This window comes from Leptospira alexanderi serovar Manhao 3 str. L 60 (assembly GCF_000243815.2).
Classification (GTDB): Bacteria; Spirochaetota; Leptospiria; order Leptospirales; family Leptospiraceae; genus Leptospira; species Leptospira alexanderi.
Genome location: NZ_AHMT02000051.1, coordinates 1 through 17,500, shown reverse-complemented (window position 1 = coordinate 17,500; position 17,500 = coordinate 1). Strand labels below are relative to the sequence as shown.

11 protein-coding genes and 5 pseudogenes are annotated in these 17,500 nt (G+C 36.7%); 7 read left to right on the top strand and 9 right to left on the bottom strand.

Annotation, left to right across the window (positions count from 1 at the left end; translation table 11 throughout):
- Positions 1–354: 354 nt before the first annotated feature.
- Positions 355–828 carry a HEAT repeat domain-containing protein gene (locus LEP1GSC062_RS15910; RefSeq protein ID WP_010576506.1) on the bottom strand — a complete coding sequence of 158 codons (474 nt, stop codon included), beginning with the start codon at positions 826–828 and terminating at the stop codon, positions 355–357.
- Positions 829–1,011: 183 nt separating this feature from the next.
- Between LEP1GSC062_RS15910 and LEP1GSC062_RS15905 the strand changes: the two genes are divergently transcribed.
- Positions 1,012–2,172 carry an LptF/LptG family permease gene (locus tag LEP1GSC062_RS15905; protein ID WP_010576505.1) on the top strand — a complete coding sequence of 387 codons (1,161 nt, stop codon included), beginning with the start codon at positions 1,012–1,014 and terminating at the stop codon, positions 2,170–2,172.
- A 164-nt stretch (positions 2,173–2,336) separates the two neighbouring features.
- On the opposite strand, the pseudogene LEP1GSC062_RS24105 reads toward LEP1GSC062_RS15905, so the two are convergent.
- Positions 2,337–2,536, bottom strand: a pseudogene (locus tag LEP1GSC062_RS24105) (hypothetical protein).
- Here LEP1GSC062_RS24105 and LEP1GSC062_RS15900 point away from each other — a divergent pair.
- Both LEP1GSC062_RS15900 and LEP1GSC062_RS15895 read left to right on the top strand, forming a co-directional pair.
- On the top strand, positions 2,535–3,059 hold the full coding sequence (locus LEP1GSC062_RS15900) for an LIC10415 family protein (protein WP_010576504.1): 525 nt from the start codon (positions 2,535–2,537) through the stop codon (positions 3,057–3,059). The pseudogene LEP1GSC062_RS24105 and the gene LEP1GSC062_RS15900 sit on opposite strands and share 2 nt — an antisense overlap.
- 335 nt (positions 3,060–3,394) lie before the next feature.
- Positions 3,395–4,900 (top strand): SBBP repeat beta-propeller lipoprotein, LipL53 family, encoded by a 1,506-nt coding sequence (locus tag LEP1GSC062_RS15895; RefSeq protein WP_010576503.1) that lies wholly within the window; start codon positions 3,395–3,397, stop codon positions 4,898–4,900.
- Positions 4,901–5,239: 339 nt separating this feature from the next.
- On the opposite strand, the gene LEP1GSC062_RS25930 is transcribed toward LEP1GSC062_RS15895, so the two are convergent.
- Entirely contained in the window at positions 5,240–5,509 is a 270-nt protein-coding gene (locus LEP1GSC062_RS25930) for an LA_0364 family Cys-rich lipoprotein (RefSeq protein WP_078124484.1), read from the bottom strand.
- Between the two features lie 1,615 nt (positions 5,510–7,124).
- On the opposite strand from LEP1GSC062_RS25930, the pseudogene LEP1GSC062_RS15890 reads away from it, so the two are divergent.
- From LEP1GSC062_RS15890 to LEP1GSC062_RS15875, 3 pseudogenes are all read left to right on the top strand, one after another.
- Positions 7,125–8,846, top strand: a pseudogene (locus LEP1GSC062_RS15890) (Eco57I restriction-modification methylase domain-containing protein); the annotation flags it as partial.
- A gap of 25 nt (positions 8,847–8,871) precedes the next feature.
- A pseudogene (locus LEP1GSC062_RS23350) lies at positions 8,872–9,871 on the top strand (IS630 family transposase).
- A 16-nt stretch (positions 9,872–9,887) separates the two neighbouring features.
- Positions 9,888–11,147, top strand: a pseudogene (locus tag LEP1GSC062_RS15875) (Eco57I restriction-modification methylase domain-containing protein); the annotation flags it as partial.
- A 1,155-nt stretch (positions 11,148–12,302) separates the two neighbouring features.
- Here LEP1GSC062_RS15875 and vapC read toward each other — a convergent pair.
- From vapC to LEP1GSC062_RS15855, 4 genes are all read right to left on the bottom strand, one after another.
- Positions 12,303–12,701, bottom strand: a complete 399-nt coding sequence (vapC, locus tag LEP1GSC062_RS15870) for a type II toxin-antitoxin system tRNA(fMet)-specific endonuclease VapC (RefSeq protein ID WP_020984800.1) — start codon at positions 12,699–12,701, stop codon at positions 12,303–12,305.
- Positions 12,701–12,931, bottom strand: a complete 231-nt coding sequence (vapB, locus tag LEP1GSC062_RS15865; RefSeq protein WP_039942383.1) for a type II toxin-antitoxin system antitoxin VapB — start codon at positions 12,929–12,931, stop codon at positions 12,701–12,703. The genes vapC and vapB overlap by 1 nt, the downstream gene beginning before the upstream one ends.
- Before the next feature lie 276 nt (positions 12,932–13,207).
- A complete protein-coding gene (locus LEP1GSC062_RS15860) occupies positions 13,208–13,549 on the bottom strand; it encodes a type II toxin-antitoxin system PemK/MazF family toxin (RefSeq protein ID WP_010576494.1) in 342 nt (113 codons plus the stop codon).
- Positions 13,536–13,784: a transcriptional regulator gene (locus tag LEP1GSC062_RS15855; RefSeq protein WP_010576493.1), complete on the bottom strand. Its 249-nt coding sequence runs from the start codon at positions 13,782–13,784 to the stop codon at positions 13,536–13,538. The genes LEP1GSC062_RS15860 and LEP1GSC062_RS15855 overlap by 14 nt, the downstream gene beginning before the upstream one ends.
- Positions 13,785–14,226: 442 nt before the next feature.
- On the opposite strand from LEP1GSC062_RS15855, the pseudogene LEP1GSC062_RS15850 reads away from it, so the two are divergent.
- A pseudogene (locus tag LEP1GSC062_RS15850) lies at positions 14,227–15,587 on the top strand (IS256 family transposase).
- A gap of 5 nt (positions 15,588–15,592) precedes the next feature.
- Here the strand turns inward: LEP1GSC062_RS15850 and LEP1GSC062_RS25010 are convergent.
- Together LEP1GSC062_RS25010 and LEP1GSC062_RS25005 are read right to left on the bottom strand one after the other, a co-directional pair.
- Positions 15,593–16,546: a polymorphic toxin-type HINT domain-containing protein gene (locus LEP1GSC062_RS25010; protein ID WP_020984788.1), complete on the bottom strand. Its 954-nt coding sequence runs from the start codon at positions 16,544–16,546 to the stop codon at positions 15,593–15,595.
- A gap of 328 nt (positions 16,547–16,874) precedes the next feature.
- The coding region (locus tag LEP1GSC062_RS25005) for a TIGR04388 family protein (protein ID WP_155827702.1) at positions 16,875–17,500 on the bottom strand (626 nt) is incomplete at its 5' end.

The window sequence follows — 17,500 nt, the reverse complement described above, 5'->3', positions numbered from 1 at the left end:
AAGAATTCTCTAAAAGTGGGAGTTCCTACAATTTTAGAATTGTTCGTAAAATCGTGATTTGTGGTAGTTCCCACATTTTAAGAATCAATTTACAAAGTTCAGATTCTAACTTGTTTCAGAAAAATGAATCATGGATTCTTACGACCCTGCTCACGTTAATTAAATAATCGTTTGTCGTTTTATCAAAGAGCTAAACGTTTATACCGATTTGATTCAAAGACCGGAGAAGTTGATGTGAGAATAGTAAAGGTTTTACTGATCTCTACATAAAGGAGTACCGCCAATTTTAGCACAAATCCCCGTTTAGACGCAGAATTTTGGACACTCTATTATGTAGGGATCAGTAGTATGAAATTAAAGTTTTAATTTCTTTTTAATCAGATCCAAAAAGTCGGCAACGAACTCGTCTCCTCTGCGATTTTTATCGGCGAATTCGAAGGCTTCTTTTGTGGAATCTTCCAATTTTTCATTTTTTGTAGTGATATTCAAAAGCGAAGCCAAAGAAGCGTAAATGATATCCCCGTTTTCGGAAGAAATAATTTTATTTTTCAAAGCAATCGTCGCATCACCGGGCTCTGCAATTTTCCCTAAAGCGATCGCAGCAGCCGTTGCGATTTTAGGTTCATTATTACGGTTGAGAAGATGGATGAGCTCCGGAATCGCGGACTTTTCCTTATTCTTTCCAAGAGCGACTGCGGATTCGTATTTTTCAGAATCGGAACCGGAAGAAAGAGTTTTGATATGTTCTTCGGTAGATTTTTCCGCAAGAAGAGCGCCGGACGCGAAAGAAGCGGCGAGCGCAAGAATAAGAAGAGAACGAAATTTCATGAGTGACTCCTTTCCTTCGGAAGAATCGTGTAAAGAAACGTAAGAGTCAATCTAAAATTCTAAGGGTATAATTGATTTCCCGGAATTTGCTTTGCACATTCGATCGTATTCAAAAAATAAACCAAGGAATTGCCATTTACGAAAAACTTGTCAAGATGACCTCAAATTCCTAAAAAGAAAAATATGTCCGTAATTCCTTTCCAGTCTCATTCGCTCAAAAACTTTTTCCACAAATGGAAACAGGAATTTATTCCCCCTAAACTTTTGGATCGATATTTATTCGGAGAGTTCTTCAAGATCTTTATCGGAACCGTAATTCTGCTGACTGGAATCATGCTCCTTTCTCTCGTAAACGACAACATGAGAAACTTCACGGCCACAAAAGCGCCTAGATATCATGTAGCTCTTTTTTTGGTCTACAATCTTCCAAAAATCATATCTACTACCGTCGTTTCAATGTCCTTGATGTTTTCGATCTGTTTTACCGTCGGCCAATTTTCCGTGAATAAAGAACTCGTATCTATGATGGCTGCGGGAGTTTCTTTTTTCAGAATCGTCGCGCCGCTTATCATATTCGGAATTTTAATGTGGATCGTGATGCTTCTCGTGACGGAACTCATCGTAAGACCGGTCAATAAATTGGCAAAGATAGAGCACGATATTCTTACGGAAGGAATGGGAACTCTTGCAAACAGCGTGTATCAATTTCATGTGAAGGGGAAGGAAGGTTTTTATTATTTGTATTTTTACGATCCCAATAAGGACGAAATCAACGGCGGATTCAATTACATTCGACTCCGGGCCGACGGATCACCGGAAACCGTAATTTCTTCCTTAAAAGCGAAGTACAACTACGAAACCAAACTCTGGAAGATGAAGAAGGTGGAAGAGTGGCATTTCGATAACGACTTAAAACTCAGTTCTCAGGAATCTTTCGAAGAAAAAGAATACGAACTTCCCGAAGATCCCACTTATTTTAAGGTTCCTGCGGGTTCGGTGGAAGAAATGAATCTCTTTCAGTTGAAAGAAGAGGAAAAAAGAAGAATTCAAAAAGGTCTTTCTTACGGTGACGTCCTTACCGAAAAACATTCCGTATTTGCATTGCCTATGATGACAATCATCGTAACCTTGATCGGAACGATCGCGGGTTATTTTACCAAAAAAACCGCGGGAGTCGCATCTTTAGGAATCACGATCGGAGTAGTATTGATTTATTATATATTCAACTCCGCGGGTAAATCCTTAGGAGAAAACGGAGTTATACCGCCTTTCGTAGGAGTTTGGATCACTCCCAGTTTATTTTTGGGATTGTGTTTCTGGATGTTTCGTCGTATGAATCTTTGAAATCTTCACCCAATTTACAACTTGCCTTAAAAACCCGAGTTTTAGTTTACAAGAAAACACGAACAACAAAAGGCTATTTGCAATAAAAATCATTCCTTTTAAAATCGCTTTTTAAAGTAAGGGAAGCAGTTGTCGAAGGCATTTCAAGACGCGAACTCCTTTAACTACGAGTTGATTTTTTTTATAATTTCGGAAAAAAAATTCATTTCTTTCCCGTATACCTTCCGATATATAGTTTAGATTGTCTCCAGAAGTAAGATCTTTGATGCGACATAGGGTATTTCAAAAAAGAAGTCCCTACTAAAATTCATACGATGTCGGTATTCTTTCCGGATCTTGAATTCTGAAGAGGAGGAAAGAACATGGACGTTCCACTCACAAATCTGATCAGCTCTGCGGAAAAACTTATCCGCGACAAACGGTCTTCCGTTAGTGCCAAAGCTGTGCCCGCTCAAGAAGAGCGAGGAAGCCTGGACAAAACGGAGTTTTCTTCGGGACTCACATCCCGTTATCTGAAAATTCAGGAAACCCTTGCGAGTCTTCAAGAAGAATTTAGCCGTGAACAAATGAAACTCGGTATTTTAAACGAAGAAAATACGCCAAACAGCGAACTCATAAACATTCTGTTCGGTGAAACACCTTTGTTTAGGGAATTTGCAGAGAATCCAGATATCGACCAGGCCGTTTTGAAAGAGCAGATTCAGGAAAAGAAAAATAAACTCACGGATGCGATTCGTAACTTAGAGGTAGAATCCGAAAATATTTTTTCCATCGGAATATTAAAAGATCGGGATAACTTTTCCAAGTCTTTGGAAACTATCAGCGGCAAAAATGTTCACATGAAACAATTCTCGGAAAAAGCGATCGAGAGACTGATTAAAGAATAAAAAAGAGCAGGAAAATTAAAATTTTTCCCGCTCGGGTTCTTACCGCAAACTGGGTTCTAATTTCGCAAACTTCGGGCTCTAATTTTGCCAAGAACCGCATAACGTATATCTGCCATTTTTACATAAGCTCGCGTTTTAGATAGATCGATAGATCGGATCTTTAAATCACCTTTAAAGAACTTATCAAATTCCAACAACTCTTATAAGGAAGCCTCATTTCCTATTCTTTTTTCAAATAGGGCAAAACACCCTACTCTTCCCGGAGTTTCTCTTTAAAAAACCCTGGATTTTTCTTAGTCGAAGAATAGAAAGTATACTGAGTGTTAAGGAAAATTATGATACATCTTTTGATTCTTTCTTTTATATTCTTATTTCAAGCTTGTTCGCCTACGTCCGATGCGAAAACGAACAACTCTTTTCTGATTTCTTTAGCTCAAGGGAATTCTAATTTTCATAAGAATTCGATTACCTCAACTCCAGAAGAAGAAAACCTTAACCCTGCCGTTTTTGATGAAAACTTAGCTGTCATCGAGGAAATTCCCACCGCTTTTGGCGAGAATCCGCCTACTTTAGAATGGACTTCATTACTTGAAATTCCTACTGAAATTATCGGGGAACCGGATGTCGCGATCGACGGGGGCGGTTCCATTTATATCGCGGCCAATTCGAAAGGTAATCTTATTGGCGACGAATCAAAAATCGGAACCCAAGATATCATTCTTAAAAAATTTGATTCTCAGCAAAACGAACTTTGGATGAAACGAGTCGGAGTTCGAAACGTGAGTCTGAAGGTCACCGGTACTGCGGCGGACATTAACGGAAACGCGTATGTAACCGGTTATACAAATGGCCCTTTCGAAAAAGCGCTTATATCCGAAAAACAGGATATGTTCGTAGTTAAGTTCAATCCGGATGGAACAATAGCCTGGAAAAAACAGGCGGGGCCCAAAAGAGCCAAAGGAGTTTATAATACTTATAACGTTTTTACGGAAGGGATCACCGTAGATACATTCGGAAATTCTTATGTAGTTGGAATCTCAGACGGACCTTTCGGAGACAACGCAGTGGGTAACCTTAACGGTGGGTTTATTATTAAGTTTGATACTAACGGAAACCAAATTTGGGTAAAACAAATCTCGATACTCGGAGCCAGTATCTTTCCGAAAAAAGTCGCCTTCGACGAAAACGCAGATTGTATTTACGTAGCAGGAACGTCAGTTAACGCAAATTTTAGAACCAATACCACTCTCAAGTATACCAGTTCAGGACCTAGGGATCTTTTTATTCTTAAATTCGACGGAAACGGGAATCAAGAATTCTTCGCCCAAACAATTATCTACTCAGATAGTGTGATACCCCACTCTCTTGCTGTAGACCCATTCGGAAACGTCTTAGTGGGAGGACAAAGCGACATAGATTTAGAATCCGAAATAAACCAAAGGACGAACGCCCGCGGATTTTTAATAAAATATGACTTCGATGGTACTCAAAGATGGGTCAAACAATTTGGTCCGCACGAATATAGAAAATCAACTACGATCACCGGAATCGCCACCGATAGGGCCGGAAACATCTTTACAATAGGCCAAACCTCTGGAAATACCATCAATGAACGCAGCAAATTAGTAGGTAACCAAGATATTTTTCTGACTAAACATAATTTTGTTGGGCAAGTCGAATGGATACGTCAAATCGGCACCCCCGGGAAAACTTTGTACTCTGGAGGAATCGGAATCGATTTGGATGGAAATCTTTATTCCACCGGAATTACAGACAATAACGAGAAAGATTATCAAGTTATAGGAGGAAACATGGATCTTTTCCTCATGAAATTCAGATAATTCGTTTCCACGGTCGAACTTTTCACATTAGAGTTGTTGAAAAATTCCATGATTCAGATTAGCAAAACTGCTTCAAACGTCCATTTCAATAGGGCAGAAACGGATAGAGAATTAATTTTTCAAAAACTCTATTATGAAAAGTCATAAATTTCAGGTATCTATTCGCATGCGGCATACCAAATTCAAAACCACATTGTCAAATTCTGAACAATTTTTATATTCATCTTCCTTATCTCGTTGTTTTTCTCGCGGAACATATCGATTCTATGTTTGTCCTTTGTTATATTGATTCAACCTTTCGCTACTTTAATTTTTGCGAGACTCGACTTCTTTTAGTTTTTAAAAAGGATGTTTAGCATTACAATTATTTACACAGTTCTGTTTGGCATTATTACAAATTAAAGGACTATATAAAATTACGAAATTGGGATTTTGGTTTTTGTCTGAAGTCGAGTTAACTTTTAAGAAATCTTGTACTAGAGCGGCACCCAGTAAGCAAAGTTTGACGGCAGTTGAACATGAATTTTCTTCATAACATTTTTGTCTAGGCGAATTATATTCATTACAGTGAATGACAAACAACAGGCATAATATTAATAATTTTTTCATAATATTTTAAAATTCCTAATATTCTTTTAAATTGTAAACTAAAATTTATTAGAGTTATTGAAAATTGTATAATTTATAGTACGAAACCGCATGACTCGTCTGTAATGAACTTAAAGCCATCCGGAATTAATTTTTCAACAACTCTAATCTATTGGAAGTTCAATATAATTGCCAAGAAACATTGATTCCCTTTTCTTTATTCTACAAATGGAGCAAAAAAGATATTTCATGAATTGACTGAATAATCGCTTAAATGAATAAAATTTAGTCAATCGTTAAGTTCTAAAAGTTGTCTTGGATGAAATTTTTAGAAATGGAACGTATCTAGTCATTTTTTTGGATTTTCTCAACGATCTTGATCAGTGTTTCGATTTCTGGTATTTTTTCCCGGAGATATATTCGGACAAATGCCCACGTCTGACCCCGAAGAGCCTTATCGGTCCCGCAATACCGATATGTTTGCCCTGAGTTGTTCTACTGATTTTTTCGATGTCCATGAAACTGTTTTTTTACTGAACAATCACTGAAAAGTTTTTTGTTCTTTAGAAGATTTGTAATCTCCAATACAATTTTAATCGTTTCCGTTTTCACCAAAATGAATTTAAGTAAATTGTTCTTTTAACTCTGGAAAATAAACTTTTGAATTCACTCCTTTATAAAAACCGGTAAAATAATGAACCAATTTAGATTCCGAATATTAACTTGAATGCTAAGAAGTATTTCAATTTAAGATTTTATATGTCAAAAAATGCGACAGCGGATTTTGTAAAATAAATTTCGGCTAGTATTTTGAGAATTTATTTCAGGAGCAGCTGAATGCCAGTTTTCGTAAGTATTTTTATATTATAAAAAAATAATACTCTAATGAAAATATTTTTTCAGTTAATGAACGGATCTATAAATATAGGCTGCATGCCAATATTTTCTATATGCCTTCTCCAATTTTTTGTCTGTACCTTTGAATTCTACATAGTTTAAAAATCGGGTACTACTGATCTCTACATAAAGGAGTACCGTCAATTTTAGCACAAATCCCCGTTTAGACGCAGAATTTTGGACACTCTATTATGTAGGGATCAGTAATCGATATTTGCCTAGCCTTTAATTAAATTAAACGCTTTTCGAGTGAGTAAGTCTAAATCAATTTTTAAAGTTGAACTAGATAATAGATATTTGTTCGTTCTCTTACGGCTTAATATTCTTTCAATCGGATTCCTTGCATATACGTTTTATAAGTTAGGCAGGTGAAATATTATACAGAGTCATGAGTTTGTTTTCGTTCTCAATTGCTATAACGGTTAAGATAAGGATGTAGATTTCTGAATGATTTCATTCGGTTGAATCAACTACATTGATACCTTTTTTGATTTCCTCGTCGGCCTTATCTAGATCTTTTGGGATTATTTTATTTTCTCTATTAGATTTTATTAATCATCGGTCAAAAGTAAAGCTAACTTTGTGCTTATGTCAAGTAAAAAACGACTATGCGGGCTTCAACAAAAATTTCATCTCATTAAATAATTGTTTGGCTGATTTAATTTTCGGGACGCTCGTTCGTACCGCCGCACGCAACATCGTTAAGCCTTGTTCGTTAAACGAATTTTCAAAAAATTACATTACAGAATTATTTCTCAAATTATTTTGTAAAATCGAACAAATGAAAGAAAAAATAGAAAAACTAAAAGACCTCTGTAACTCATTTCAAAGCAATATTAAAGAATATAAAAGTAATAAATATGACGAGGCAAATGCCCGCGTTGATTTTATTGATAAATTTTCCGAATGTTTAGATTGGGATGTTCGGAATAATTCAAACTATGCAGAAAGTTACCGTGAAGTTGTAAGAGAAGACAAAGTAATTATCGAAGGCAAACCGAAAGCGCCAGATTACAGTTTTCGTATTGGAGGAGTAAGAAAATTTTTTTTAGAAGCAAAAAGACCATCCGTAAATATAAAAGATGAAATTGAGCCAGCCTTTCAAATAAGACGTTATGGATATACCGCCAAACTTCCATTATCGATTTTGACAGACTTCGAAGAATTCGCAATCTACGATACGAGAATCAAACCTGAAAAAACTGATAAAGCTAGCGTAGGTAGGATATTTTACTGCACTTACGAAGAATATGAAAAACATTTTGAATTTATCTATAATACTTTTTCAAAAGAAGCTATTTACAAAGGAAGCTTCGATAAATATGTCATTGAGAATAAAAACAAAAAAGGATCTTCTGAAGTTGATAAAGAGTTCCTTTCTTTAATTGAAGATTGGCGAGAGTCGCTTGCTAAAAATCTTGCAATAAAAAACAAAGATCTAGATATTTTTTCATTAAACAACGCTGTTCAGTTACTTATTGATCGAATCATCTTCTTGAGGATTGCAGAAGATAGAAACATGGAGAAATATGGACTTCTCTCAGAAGCAAGCAAAAATAAAGAGGTTTATAAAAATTTAAACAAACTTTTCCTAAAAGCCAATGATAAATACAATTCCGGTTTGTTTAAACCAGAAAAATGGGTTTCCGATTTAGACATTGATGATAAAATATTTCAAAATATTATTAAAAGCTTATATTATCCTGATTGTCCGTACGAGCTTTCTGTCTTGCCTATTGAAATTTTAGGAAATATATATGAGCAGTTTTTAGGTAAGACAATTCGCCTAACGACTTCACATCAAGCAAAAGTCGAAGAGAAAGAAGAAGTAAGAAAAGCGGGCGGAGTTTATTATACTCCACAATACATCGTACATTATATTGTCAAAAATACTATCGGCGAGAAAGTTAAAGATGTTGACCTATACAATCATCCGAAGCTAACCGTCTTAGATCCTGCCTGTGGATCGGGAAGCTTTTTAGTCGGCGCATATTCATTTCTTTTAGATAAATATCTAAAAAACGGTCTGGTTTACCAAGTATCTCGGAATACATATCGTTTAAGTATAGAAGTTAAGCAAAACATACTTCTTCATCATATCTTTGGTGTGGATATTGACGGCCAAGCGGTTGAAGTAACAAAACTTTCTTTACTCTTAAAGCTTATGGAAGATGAAAATTCGGAAAGCGCTGATAGACTTTTTAAACATAGCGATATTAAACTTCTTCCTGATTTACATAAAAATATTAAATGCGGGAACTCTCTGATTGGCTCTGATTTCTATGAAGAAAAAGATCTTTCTTTATTTGGTAAAATAGAACTCAGAAAAGTAAATACTTTCGACTGGGAAAAAGAGTTTGCAGATGTTTTTAACGATGGCGGCTTTGATTGTGTAATTGGAAATCCTCCATACGTAAGGCAAGAAACATTACTGATCCCTACAAAAAAGAGTACCAAAAATATAACAATAATATCCCATTGTCATAATGCAAAACTTAGAAAGGGAAAAGTTAAAACGTTTGGAAAAGCGTAGGTTGAAGGGAATTGCTCTATTGAAGAAAGGCTACACGTGCTACGGAGTATCAAAAAAGCTTGGAGTCAGTAAGCAATCGGTAATGCGTTGGCGAGAAAGATATGAATCGGAAGGAATCGAAGGAGTAAAATGGAATGGTCGACGAGGTCGACCGACCAAATTGAGCATTTCAGAGAAGAAAGAATTAAAAAGAATCATCTTGAAAGGTCCGATCAGTAACGGTTATCCGAATGAACTTTGGTCAACGTATCGCGTATCGGAAATCATACGAAAAGAATTCGGAGTAACGTATCATCAAGATTACGTAGGAATTCTCTTACATCAATTAGGATTTTCGTATCAAAAACCTAAAAGAAGAGTGTTGGAAAGAGATGAAAAGGCAATTGAAACTTGGAAAACGAAAACTTGGCCCGGTATAAAAAAAAGCAGAGAATGAAGGGTTTAAGGTCATATTTTTAGATGAAAGCGGAATCAGCCAGAATCCATATACGATAAAAACTTGGAGCTTAATCGGAAAGACACCGATCCTTCGTCACAAGATGTCTTGGAAAAAGTTATCAGTAATCGGTGCTATTTCTAAAAAAGATTTTCACTTTCAGATCATAACAGGCTCTGTTAAAAGCCGGGATCTTAATTATTTTTTAAATATACTTTTAAAGGGAAATCGCAAAAAGATTTTAATAGTTTGGGATAATCTATCTGCTCATAAAAGCAAAGCAATGAATGAATTTTTAAAAGCAAATGAGAAAAGGCTTCGAGTAGAATTTTTGCCTCCTTATGCTCCGGAGTTAAATCCGCAAGAATATATCTGGTGTCGTTGGAAGAAAAACTATATGGCTAATTTTTGTCCGGAGAATCTTAGCCAATTGATTCAAAGAACTAAATCTACTTTAGGTATATTGAAATCAAATACAATCAGTTTCGATAATTATTGGAGACAAGCTGGTATTTAGGTACTCATTTTTATAGGAATCAGTAGGAGAAGAATTTAAGCTGTATGCAAAGGATCATTTTAAAGCAACTTTTGTTGGGACAGCAGACTTGTATATTTATTTTATCGAAAAAGGGTTATCTCTTTTAAAGAAAGATGGCTTCTATTCTATCATTGTCGCTAATAAATGGATGCGAGCAAACTACGGAGAGGCCCTCCGTAAATTTTTAAAGTCAAAACGAATTTTTGAAATCATTGATTTCGGAGATTTGCCTGTTTTCAAAAGTGCAACCACCTATCCATGTATTATCAAATTAAATAATGATAAACCACAGAATATAAAAGTTGTTCAAGTAAAAGATTTAAATTTTGGTTCTTTGCAAGAACTCGTAAAAAAGGAAGCATACAAAGTTGATTGGAAATCTCTGGATGATAAAGGCTGGTCTCTATCCAATCAAAAAGAATCCGCACTTCTCGAAAAAATCAAAAAAGCGGGGATTCCACTTGGTAAATATGTAGAAGGAAAAATATATTATGGAATTAAAACTGGACTCAATGAAGCTTTTGTAATTGATGAAGAAACAAAGAATAGGTTGATTAAAGAGGATAAAAAATCTGAACAACTATTAAAACCGTATTTAAGAGGAAGGGATATTAAAAGATATTCGATTATCTCAAATGGTCTATGGTTAATTTTTACATTGAGAAATACTGATATATCGAAATATTCTGCCATAGAGAAACACCTTAATAAATTCAAACAACCTTTAATGCCTGGAGTTAAAGGAGGACGAGCAGCTGGCTCTTATCCTTGGTTTGCGCTTCAATCCTCTCCGTCATTTGAAGACGAACTTAATAAGAAAAAGATTATTTTACCAGCAATTGTTAATAGAGCAACGGCTGCTTATGATGAAGTTAGATATTTTGGAAATGATAAAACTACTTTTATTGCTTCAACAGACCTAATATTATTTGCCATTTTAAATTCTTCATTAACAACTTACTTTTATAAAAATATTGCTTCCACAAAACAAGGAGGCTACTTTGAACAAAAACCGATGTACATTTCTCAAATCCCAATTCCTAATTCTCCAGATCCCAAAATAAAAGAAAAAATTATTTCTCTTGTAGAAGAAATGTTGTCCTCACAACAAAATCTACAACTCGCTATTAGCGATTCTGATAAAAAAATATTTCAACAAAAATGTGATTTGTTAGATAAGCAGATCGACAAACTAATTTATGAATTGTATCGGCTAACTGAAGAAGATATTACAATCATTGAAAACAGCGTTTAACTTTGACTTCTCGCGATCCCGCTCAGTCTTGTTTGATCTCCGCGCCACATTGTTTTGTCACTCGATTTGCAAGACGTTGCTAAGCCGCTTCAGACTTCGTGCTAATCCCTACGCGCAAAGGCACTTCCAGGGCATGTCACTTTACCTACAAATAAGATTTCATTGAACAAGTTATTTTACGTAGTCATAAAAAACTTTTTTAAGAAAACACATTACAGAAAGTAAATCAATCCTACTTGTCTCACCTCTAAAAAGAACCGAAAGCTGATTCATCGCTTGAACTCAAGCGCAATGCTCTCGAAAGATCGCTCGCCATCGCAGTCTTGAATAGGCATAGTCCATTTTTGGACTATTATTCAAAGCCAAATACAGAAGTTTGATTGCCGCTTTATTACATTCTTCTCATACCCAAGGTGATGCGTCATCGCTCACTCAACCAGTAATTTCGTTAGTGTTTTAAAAGTTCTTTATGTTGTTCAGATTTCCTGGCATCTTGCCTTTGATTAACTCTTCTGCTCAATTCTTCGGTTTGCTCATTTTGTTTTACCCTTGTTACTTTTTGTTAATTCACAAGTCATTTATACAATTGAACGGATACACTCCAAGAAGTCGAAGTCTTGCACTATCTGAATTCTACACTGCTTTAAAATCGAAATGATAAACCAAACTTTGCTTTTCAACGTAACAACAGCCAAATCCTAAATCTACTGGCTTAGGTATTATCTGCCTTTTTATTATGCTTTAAGGGGAAAGTTTCATTTAAAAAGGCAAATACTTACTGTGAATCGGAAAACAGTACTTTCTACAATTTCGATCTCTTTTTCGAAATTAGTTATCCAAGATCGATAAAAGTTTATGTTATATAAATCATTGATTATCTTTAAAGTTTCTTCTGAAAGGCTACGGCTATTTCCAATATTAGAGTTGTTGAAAAATTAATTCTCTATCCGTTTCTACTTCATTGAAATGGAAGTTTGAAGCGGTTTTGTTAATCTGAATCATGGAATTTTTCAACAACTCTATTCTACGAAAGAGGCTTGCGTCCCCGAGACCTGTGTGCGATGGGTTGAAAGCCCGGAATGATAAGTCTAAGCTGAAACCGCGAATGGTAAACAAGGCGAGAATCCTAAGTTAGACGAAATGAAGATTGGATCGCTATTGAGTCCAATCTTTTATTTTTAATTCCTTAATTCGTTTAAATTCTTTTGTATTATTAGTAACAAAAATAAAATTATTAGCAATTGCTTGAGCTGCAAGAAGCATATCTATTGAACCAATTACGTTACCCTTTTTCTCCAAATCAGCTCTAATTAATCCATAAAACTCTGCATCTTTATCAGAAAAGGAAAGTATATTGAAAATCGTTAAGAATTCAATCAGTGCGACTTTATTTCTTTCTTTGAGTTCACTTTTCTGAATTCCAAACTCAAGTTCCGCGATGGTTAAAGAAGAAATAAATAAACCTTTATTTAATTTTTTCTTAAGATTTTCCAAAAGAACCGTGTTCTTTTTTTTAATTAGGAAAATACAAATCTTGGTATCCAAAAGATACATTAAAGCTTTTCTCTTCGATCGGATTTTGGTTGTTGCCTACCCCCCTCCATAAAATCATCTGAAAACCCATTTAGTCCTTCTAAAAATACGTTCCAGACTTTGTTCTTCGGAACTAATATTACCGCCTCTCCGATTTTTTGAATAAAGACATCATCCCCAGTAAATTGAAATTCCTTTGGCAATCTAACGGCTTGACTCCTTCCATTTATAAATAATTTCGCTGTTTGCATCCAAATATCCCCAAAATTAATATATACCAAGATATATACCTACCAAGAAGTTCTTTCAAGAATTTTCTTAGATCACTATTAATTTCTCGCCATTTCAGTTAATGAAAAAGTTTCCTCGACGTTCGCGTTCTCGGAGCGCTTATGCGCGAAGGGACTAACACCAAGTTTGAGTGAGTCTTAGCGAAGTCTTGCAAATCGAGTGACAAAGCAAATTTGCCCGAGGCCAAACGAGGGTTACGAAGCAACCCCGAAGCGTTGCGAAAATACGAAATGCTCTTAATCCAAGCCTGTAACTAACTTAAGCCCCACTTCAACTTCATTTAGTTTATTTGATTTAAGTTTTCCCACTTTGTTAAGAAATCTTTCTTTGTCTAAAGTCACAATTTGCGAAACATTTATTACCGAGTCTTTAGATAAATTTGAATCTTTCTTACTAATTAGAACGTTACCTGGTGCTTCAGATAAATTCAAATTCGATGTAATTGCAATCGAAACTATTGTATTAATATTACTTTGATTAAAAGAATCATCCTGAATTATGAGAACTGGACGTTTAAATCCAGGCTCACTTCCAAATGGAATTCTCAAGTCTACCCACCAAATTTCACCACGAATCATTTTTTAAACTATTGCGAAGTAATTCTACGGACAAATCAGTAATATTATTTTTAGTTTCTTTGGATTTACTACTGTAGACTTTATTTAATTTTTCAGTTATGGATTCTTTACTATGAGATTGAATAAACTCTTCTAATGCTTTTGCAAATAACTGGCTCCGAGGAATCCCAAGTTTTTTGGCCGTTTTCTCAGCTGTCTTAAATAACTCATCAGGAATTGAAATAGCTGTTTTCATATTATCGGTATAACTCCGGTTATACCGATGTCAACTTTAAAACGAGCTAATTTTTGTCCCAAATTTAGAAAATAGGCTCGCTAATTGTCTTTTCGTTTCATCTTCAAATATCCAACTGAGTTTAGATCATTTCGTCTAACGCGCGAAAGAATCGGCACGAAGGCTCCGCGTAGGCTTTAGCGAAAGCCGAAATGACAAAGCAATATGCGAGTGCAAGTGGAGACCGTAAGTCGCAAACGAAGCGAGGAGACGTCGCAACTTCTCAGAAATATTTCAATTAGACTCGAAATGAAACCGTCGATTGTTCTATCTCTATCCAACTAGCCCAATCGAAAGAAGTTTGCAAAAGCGTTTTTATTGAGGCGACCGCCAATTCCGAGGGTGTCATCTCGATTGTGTAAATGACTTGTGAAAAAAGAAAAAGTAACAAGGATAAAGCAGTATGAGCAAACCGAAGAATCGGGCAGAAAAACTACTCGATGAATTAATCAAAGGTAAAACCCCCGAAGAGCTGATCGGAAACGAAGGCCTCTTAAAACAACTCACCAAATCACTTGTTGAACGAGCGATGCAAGGAGAGATGACGCATCATCTTGGATATGAGAAAGAACGCCTCGACTGGCAATAACTCAGGCAATTCCCGAAATGGAAAAAGTAGCAAAAAGCTCAAAGGAGACTTTGGGATAATTGACTTGGAAGTTCCTCGAGATAGAAACGGAAGCTTTGAACCTCAGATAATCCGGAAAGGACAGACACGCTTTACCGGCTTCGATGAAAAGATCATCTCGATGTATTCACGTGGAATGACAACTCGAGAAATATCTCAACACCTGAAAGAAATTTATCAAGTTGAAGTCTCGGCGGATTTAATTTCTCAAGTAACGGATTCCGTCATGGAAACGGTGATCGAATGGCAGAATCGACCCTTGGATAAAGTGTATCCGATTCTCATCATGGATGCGTTGATCGTGAAGGTTCGAGATGGCAACCACGTCGTGAACAAAGCCTTCTATTTGGCTTTAGGAATCAATCTACATAATAGAGTGTCCAAAATTCTGCGTCTAAACGGGGATTTGTGCTAAAATTGGCGGTACTCCTTTATGTAGAGATCAGTAGGAATCAATCTACAGGGCACAAAGGAGATTCTTGGGATCTGGGTAGAAAGAACCGAAGGGGCAAAGTTCTGGCTTCAGATTTTAACCGACTTAAAGAATCGAGGCGTTGAAGATATCTTAATCGCTTGTGTCGACGGATTGAAAGGATTTCCGGATACAATCATATCAGTTTTTCCTAATGCACAAGTTCAACTTTGTATCGTTCATATGGTTAGGAATTCTCTGAAATGGGTTTCTTACAAACAGAGGAAAGAGTTGGTAGTCGACCTAAAGGCCATCTACAAATCTCCATCGGAAGAAATTGCTAAGAAAAGCCTTGATGATTTTTCAACCAAATGGGACAGTCAATATCCGATGATCAGCAAGTCTTGGAGAAGTAATTGGGATTCGGTGATTCCTTTTTTGGCCTATCCACCTAACATTCGTAAGGCGATATACACTACAAATGCTATCGAATCTATGAATATGGGCTTAAGAAAGATTATCAAGAATCGGGGTTCGTTTCCGAACGATGAGGCGGCAATCAAGCTTCTCTATTTAGCTTTGAATAATATGTCTAAAAAATAGGACCATGCCGATTCAAGATTGGGATGACGAGCGATCCTTAGAGAGCCGAGTCGCTCGAGTTCAAGCTATGAACCAGTTTTCGATTCTTTTCGGAGATCGATTGAAATTGGATTCGTTTTAAGAAAGTTATTTACACAGGATTGCTGACACTGCCGTATAAGTAACCCAACCATTGGGATAACGACCACCTGCTCCAGTAGTTCGCACTCCATTTTGTAATAGATCAGTTATTTTTTGCTGTGCTAATTCATTAATAGCTTGCGGTGAACTATAAATTTTTTGTAAATCCTCAGTTGAACTGAAACCAAAATACTCTGGATGTTTTGTAACTGCTCTACCAGCATTCGATAATTCTTGTCCTTTAAACGACGCATTAGCCGTTTTTAAAAAATCTGTAGTTTCATCACTACCTCCTCTCACCCAATTCTTGACACCAGTTCCAAATAAACTCAAGGCTTCTTTAAATCTACCACTTCGAATCAGCTCCGAAGCTACCTTTAAACCGCTCACACCAAGTTTTACCGGAGCCATCGCAATATCAGGAGGACAACCGTTCTTGCAGGCTGCATCAATATACGCTGCAACATCAAAAACCGCATCCATGGTTCCATCAACGGGACGATTACCGATCTCTATTAATTTTCTCGCTGCCTCTATCTCCGCTTCGGAAGCTCCTGGCATATACTTCAAAAGCGCGTTAAACGCTTCTAACGACATACTAGGACCCGTAACCACACAATCATTGTGAACTAAAATCCCAACTTCACTCACGTAATACGAATGAGCGTCCTCAACTTCAAAGTTGTAAACTGTAGTTGTTCTTTCGGATATTGTAATCGATTCAATCTCTAATGTTTTCTCGTTCGAAAGAACAGATCTGTCACCCGATCTTAAATCCTTAGCAGGAACCCAGCCTTTCCCTTCAATGTAAAAAGGATGTTCATCCGTTGTTTCTACTTGTGTGCCATTGGAATAGTGAAGCGTATAAACTACGTTAACTTCTCTTTGAAACGTTTTTACGACTCGGTGATATCCCTGCTCCCCGCTCTCCTCATCCCAAGACAACACTTGGTCACCCAACTTTCACTTCCTCAATCTTCTTTGTCCCACTCTTGGTATGAACTAACGTCCCCGCGGTAAAACAAGTCCTTGGAACAAATTCACCTTGCGAGTTTAGATAACCTTCCCCACTCGAATTAAATAAACCTAATGAACCTCCGAACATATCTCCCAAGCTACCAAACACTTGAGAAGGTAATCCAAACGACTTCCACCTACTCCGCTGTTCTCCAACTTGTATTTGTCAAACACTGCTTGGTCGCTCAAGCCTTCGTAACCGGGTTAGGTTCGTTGCTGATCCAGCCATTCTTGTCTCTTCTCGGCTAACTTCTCTGCCGATGCTGCTGCGTTAGCCGCCGCGTTCTCTTGAGTCACTGAATTGTTGTAATTCGTTTTGAAAGTTTTGATTGATTCCGATCGGATCAAAAGTGTGCGTATTGAAGTTGTATCCGAGTGATAATACATCCGCTCCTCGGAATTGATTGTGTAAAGAAAGTAAACCGTCGCTTCCGATGTTCAGGGAATAACCTTGCAGTCTGTTTAAGAAAGAGCTTCCGTCTTTGTTGTAGTTGAGTCCAACGCTCGCATATCCGCTGTTACTCGCACTTAACGAAATTCCAGTGGAAGAATTTCCGTTTTGATAGATATTAAATCCACCGCTTGCCGTGTAATTGCCGCTGCCTGTTTGGTAGTTGATTCCTAAAAACGTTCCCTTCGGTAATCCAAGTGTTCCCGGAAAGTTTACATTCATGTTTACGCCAACTCCGCTTCCAGGTTGAAAGCTAAGGCCTCCTGTTAAACCGACTCCTTTACTAGGGGTTAGTGAATAGGAATTAGGGGTTAGGAAAGAGGGCGGCTTTCGGAGAAAGGTCGTTTCGTATTCTAAGGTTCTATTGTATTCTACATTGCTGATTCGTTTCTCTTTCTCCGAAACCGGGCTCTCGGCTCCGGTCAATAAATTGAAAGATAATATCG

What these genes read in the sequence shown, in the direction of transcription:
- vapB (WP_039942383.1), bottom strand. Translation starts at nt 12,931, where the DNA reads ATGCAAACAGCGAAATTATTTATAAATGGAAGGAGTCAAGCCGTTAGA.
- LEP1GSC062_RS15860 (WP_010576494.1), bottom strand. Translation starts at nt 13,549, where the DNA reads ATGATTCGTGGTGAAATTTGGTGGGTAGACTTGAGAATTCCATTTGGA.
- LEP1GSC062_RS15900 (WP_010576504.1), top strand. Translation starts at nt 2,535, where the DNA reads ATGGACGTTCCACTCACAAATCTGATCAGCTCTGCGGAAAAACTTATC.
- LEP1GSC062_RS15855 (WP_010576493.1), bottom strand. Translation starts at nt 13,784, where the DNA reads ATGAAAACAGCTATTTCAATTCCTGATGAGTTATTTAAGACAGCTGAG.
- vapC (WP_020984800.1), bottom strand. Translation starts at nt 12,701, where the DNA reads ATGTATCTTTTGGATACCAAGATTTGTATTTTCCTAATTAAAAAAAAG.
- LEP1GSC062_RS25930 (WP_078124484.1), bottom strand. Translation starts at nt 5,509, where the DNA reads ATGAAAAAATTATTAATATTATGCCTGTTGTTTGTCATTCACTGTAAT.
- LEP1GSC062_RS15895 (WP_010576503.1), top strand. Translation starts at nt 3,395, where the DNA reads ATGATACATCTTTTGATTCTTTCTTTTATATTCTTATTTCAAGCTTGT.
- LEP1GSC062_RS15905 (WP_010576505.1), top strand. Translation starts at nt 1,012, where the DNA reads ATGTCCGTAATTCCTTTCCAGTCTCATTCGCTCAAAAACTTTTTCCAC.
- LEP1GSC062_RS15910 (WP_010576506.1), bottom strand. Translation starts at nt 828, where the DNA reads ATGAAATTTCGTTCTCTTCTTATTCTTGCGCTCGCCGCTTCTTTCGCG.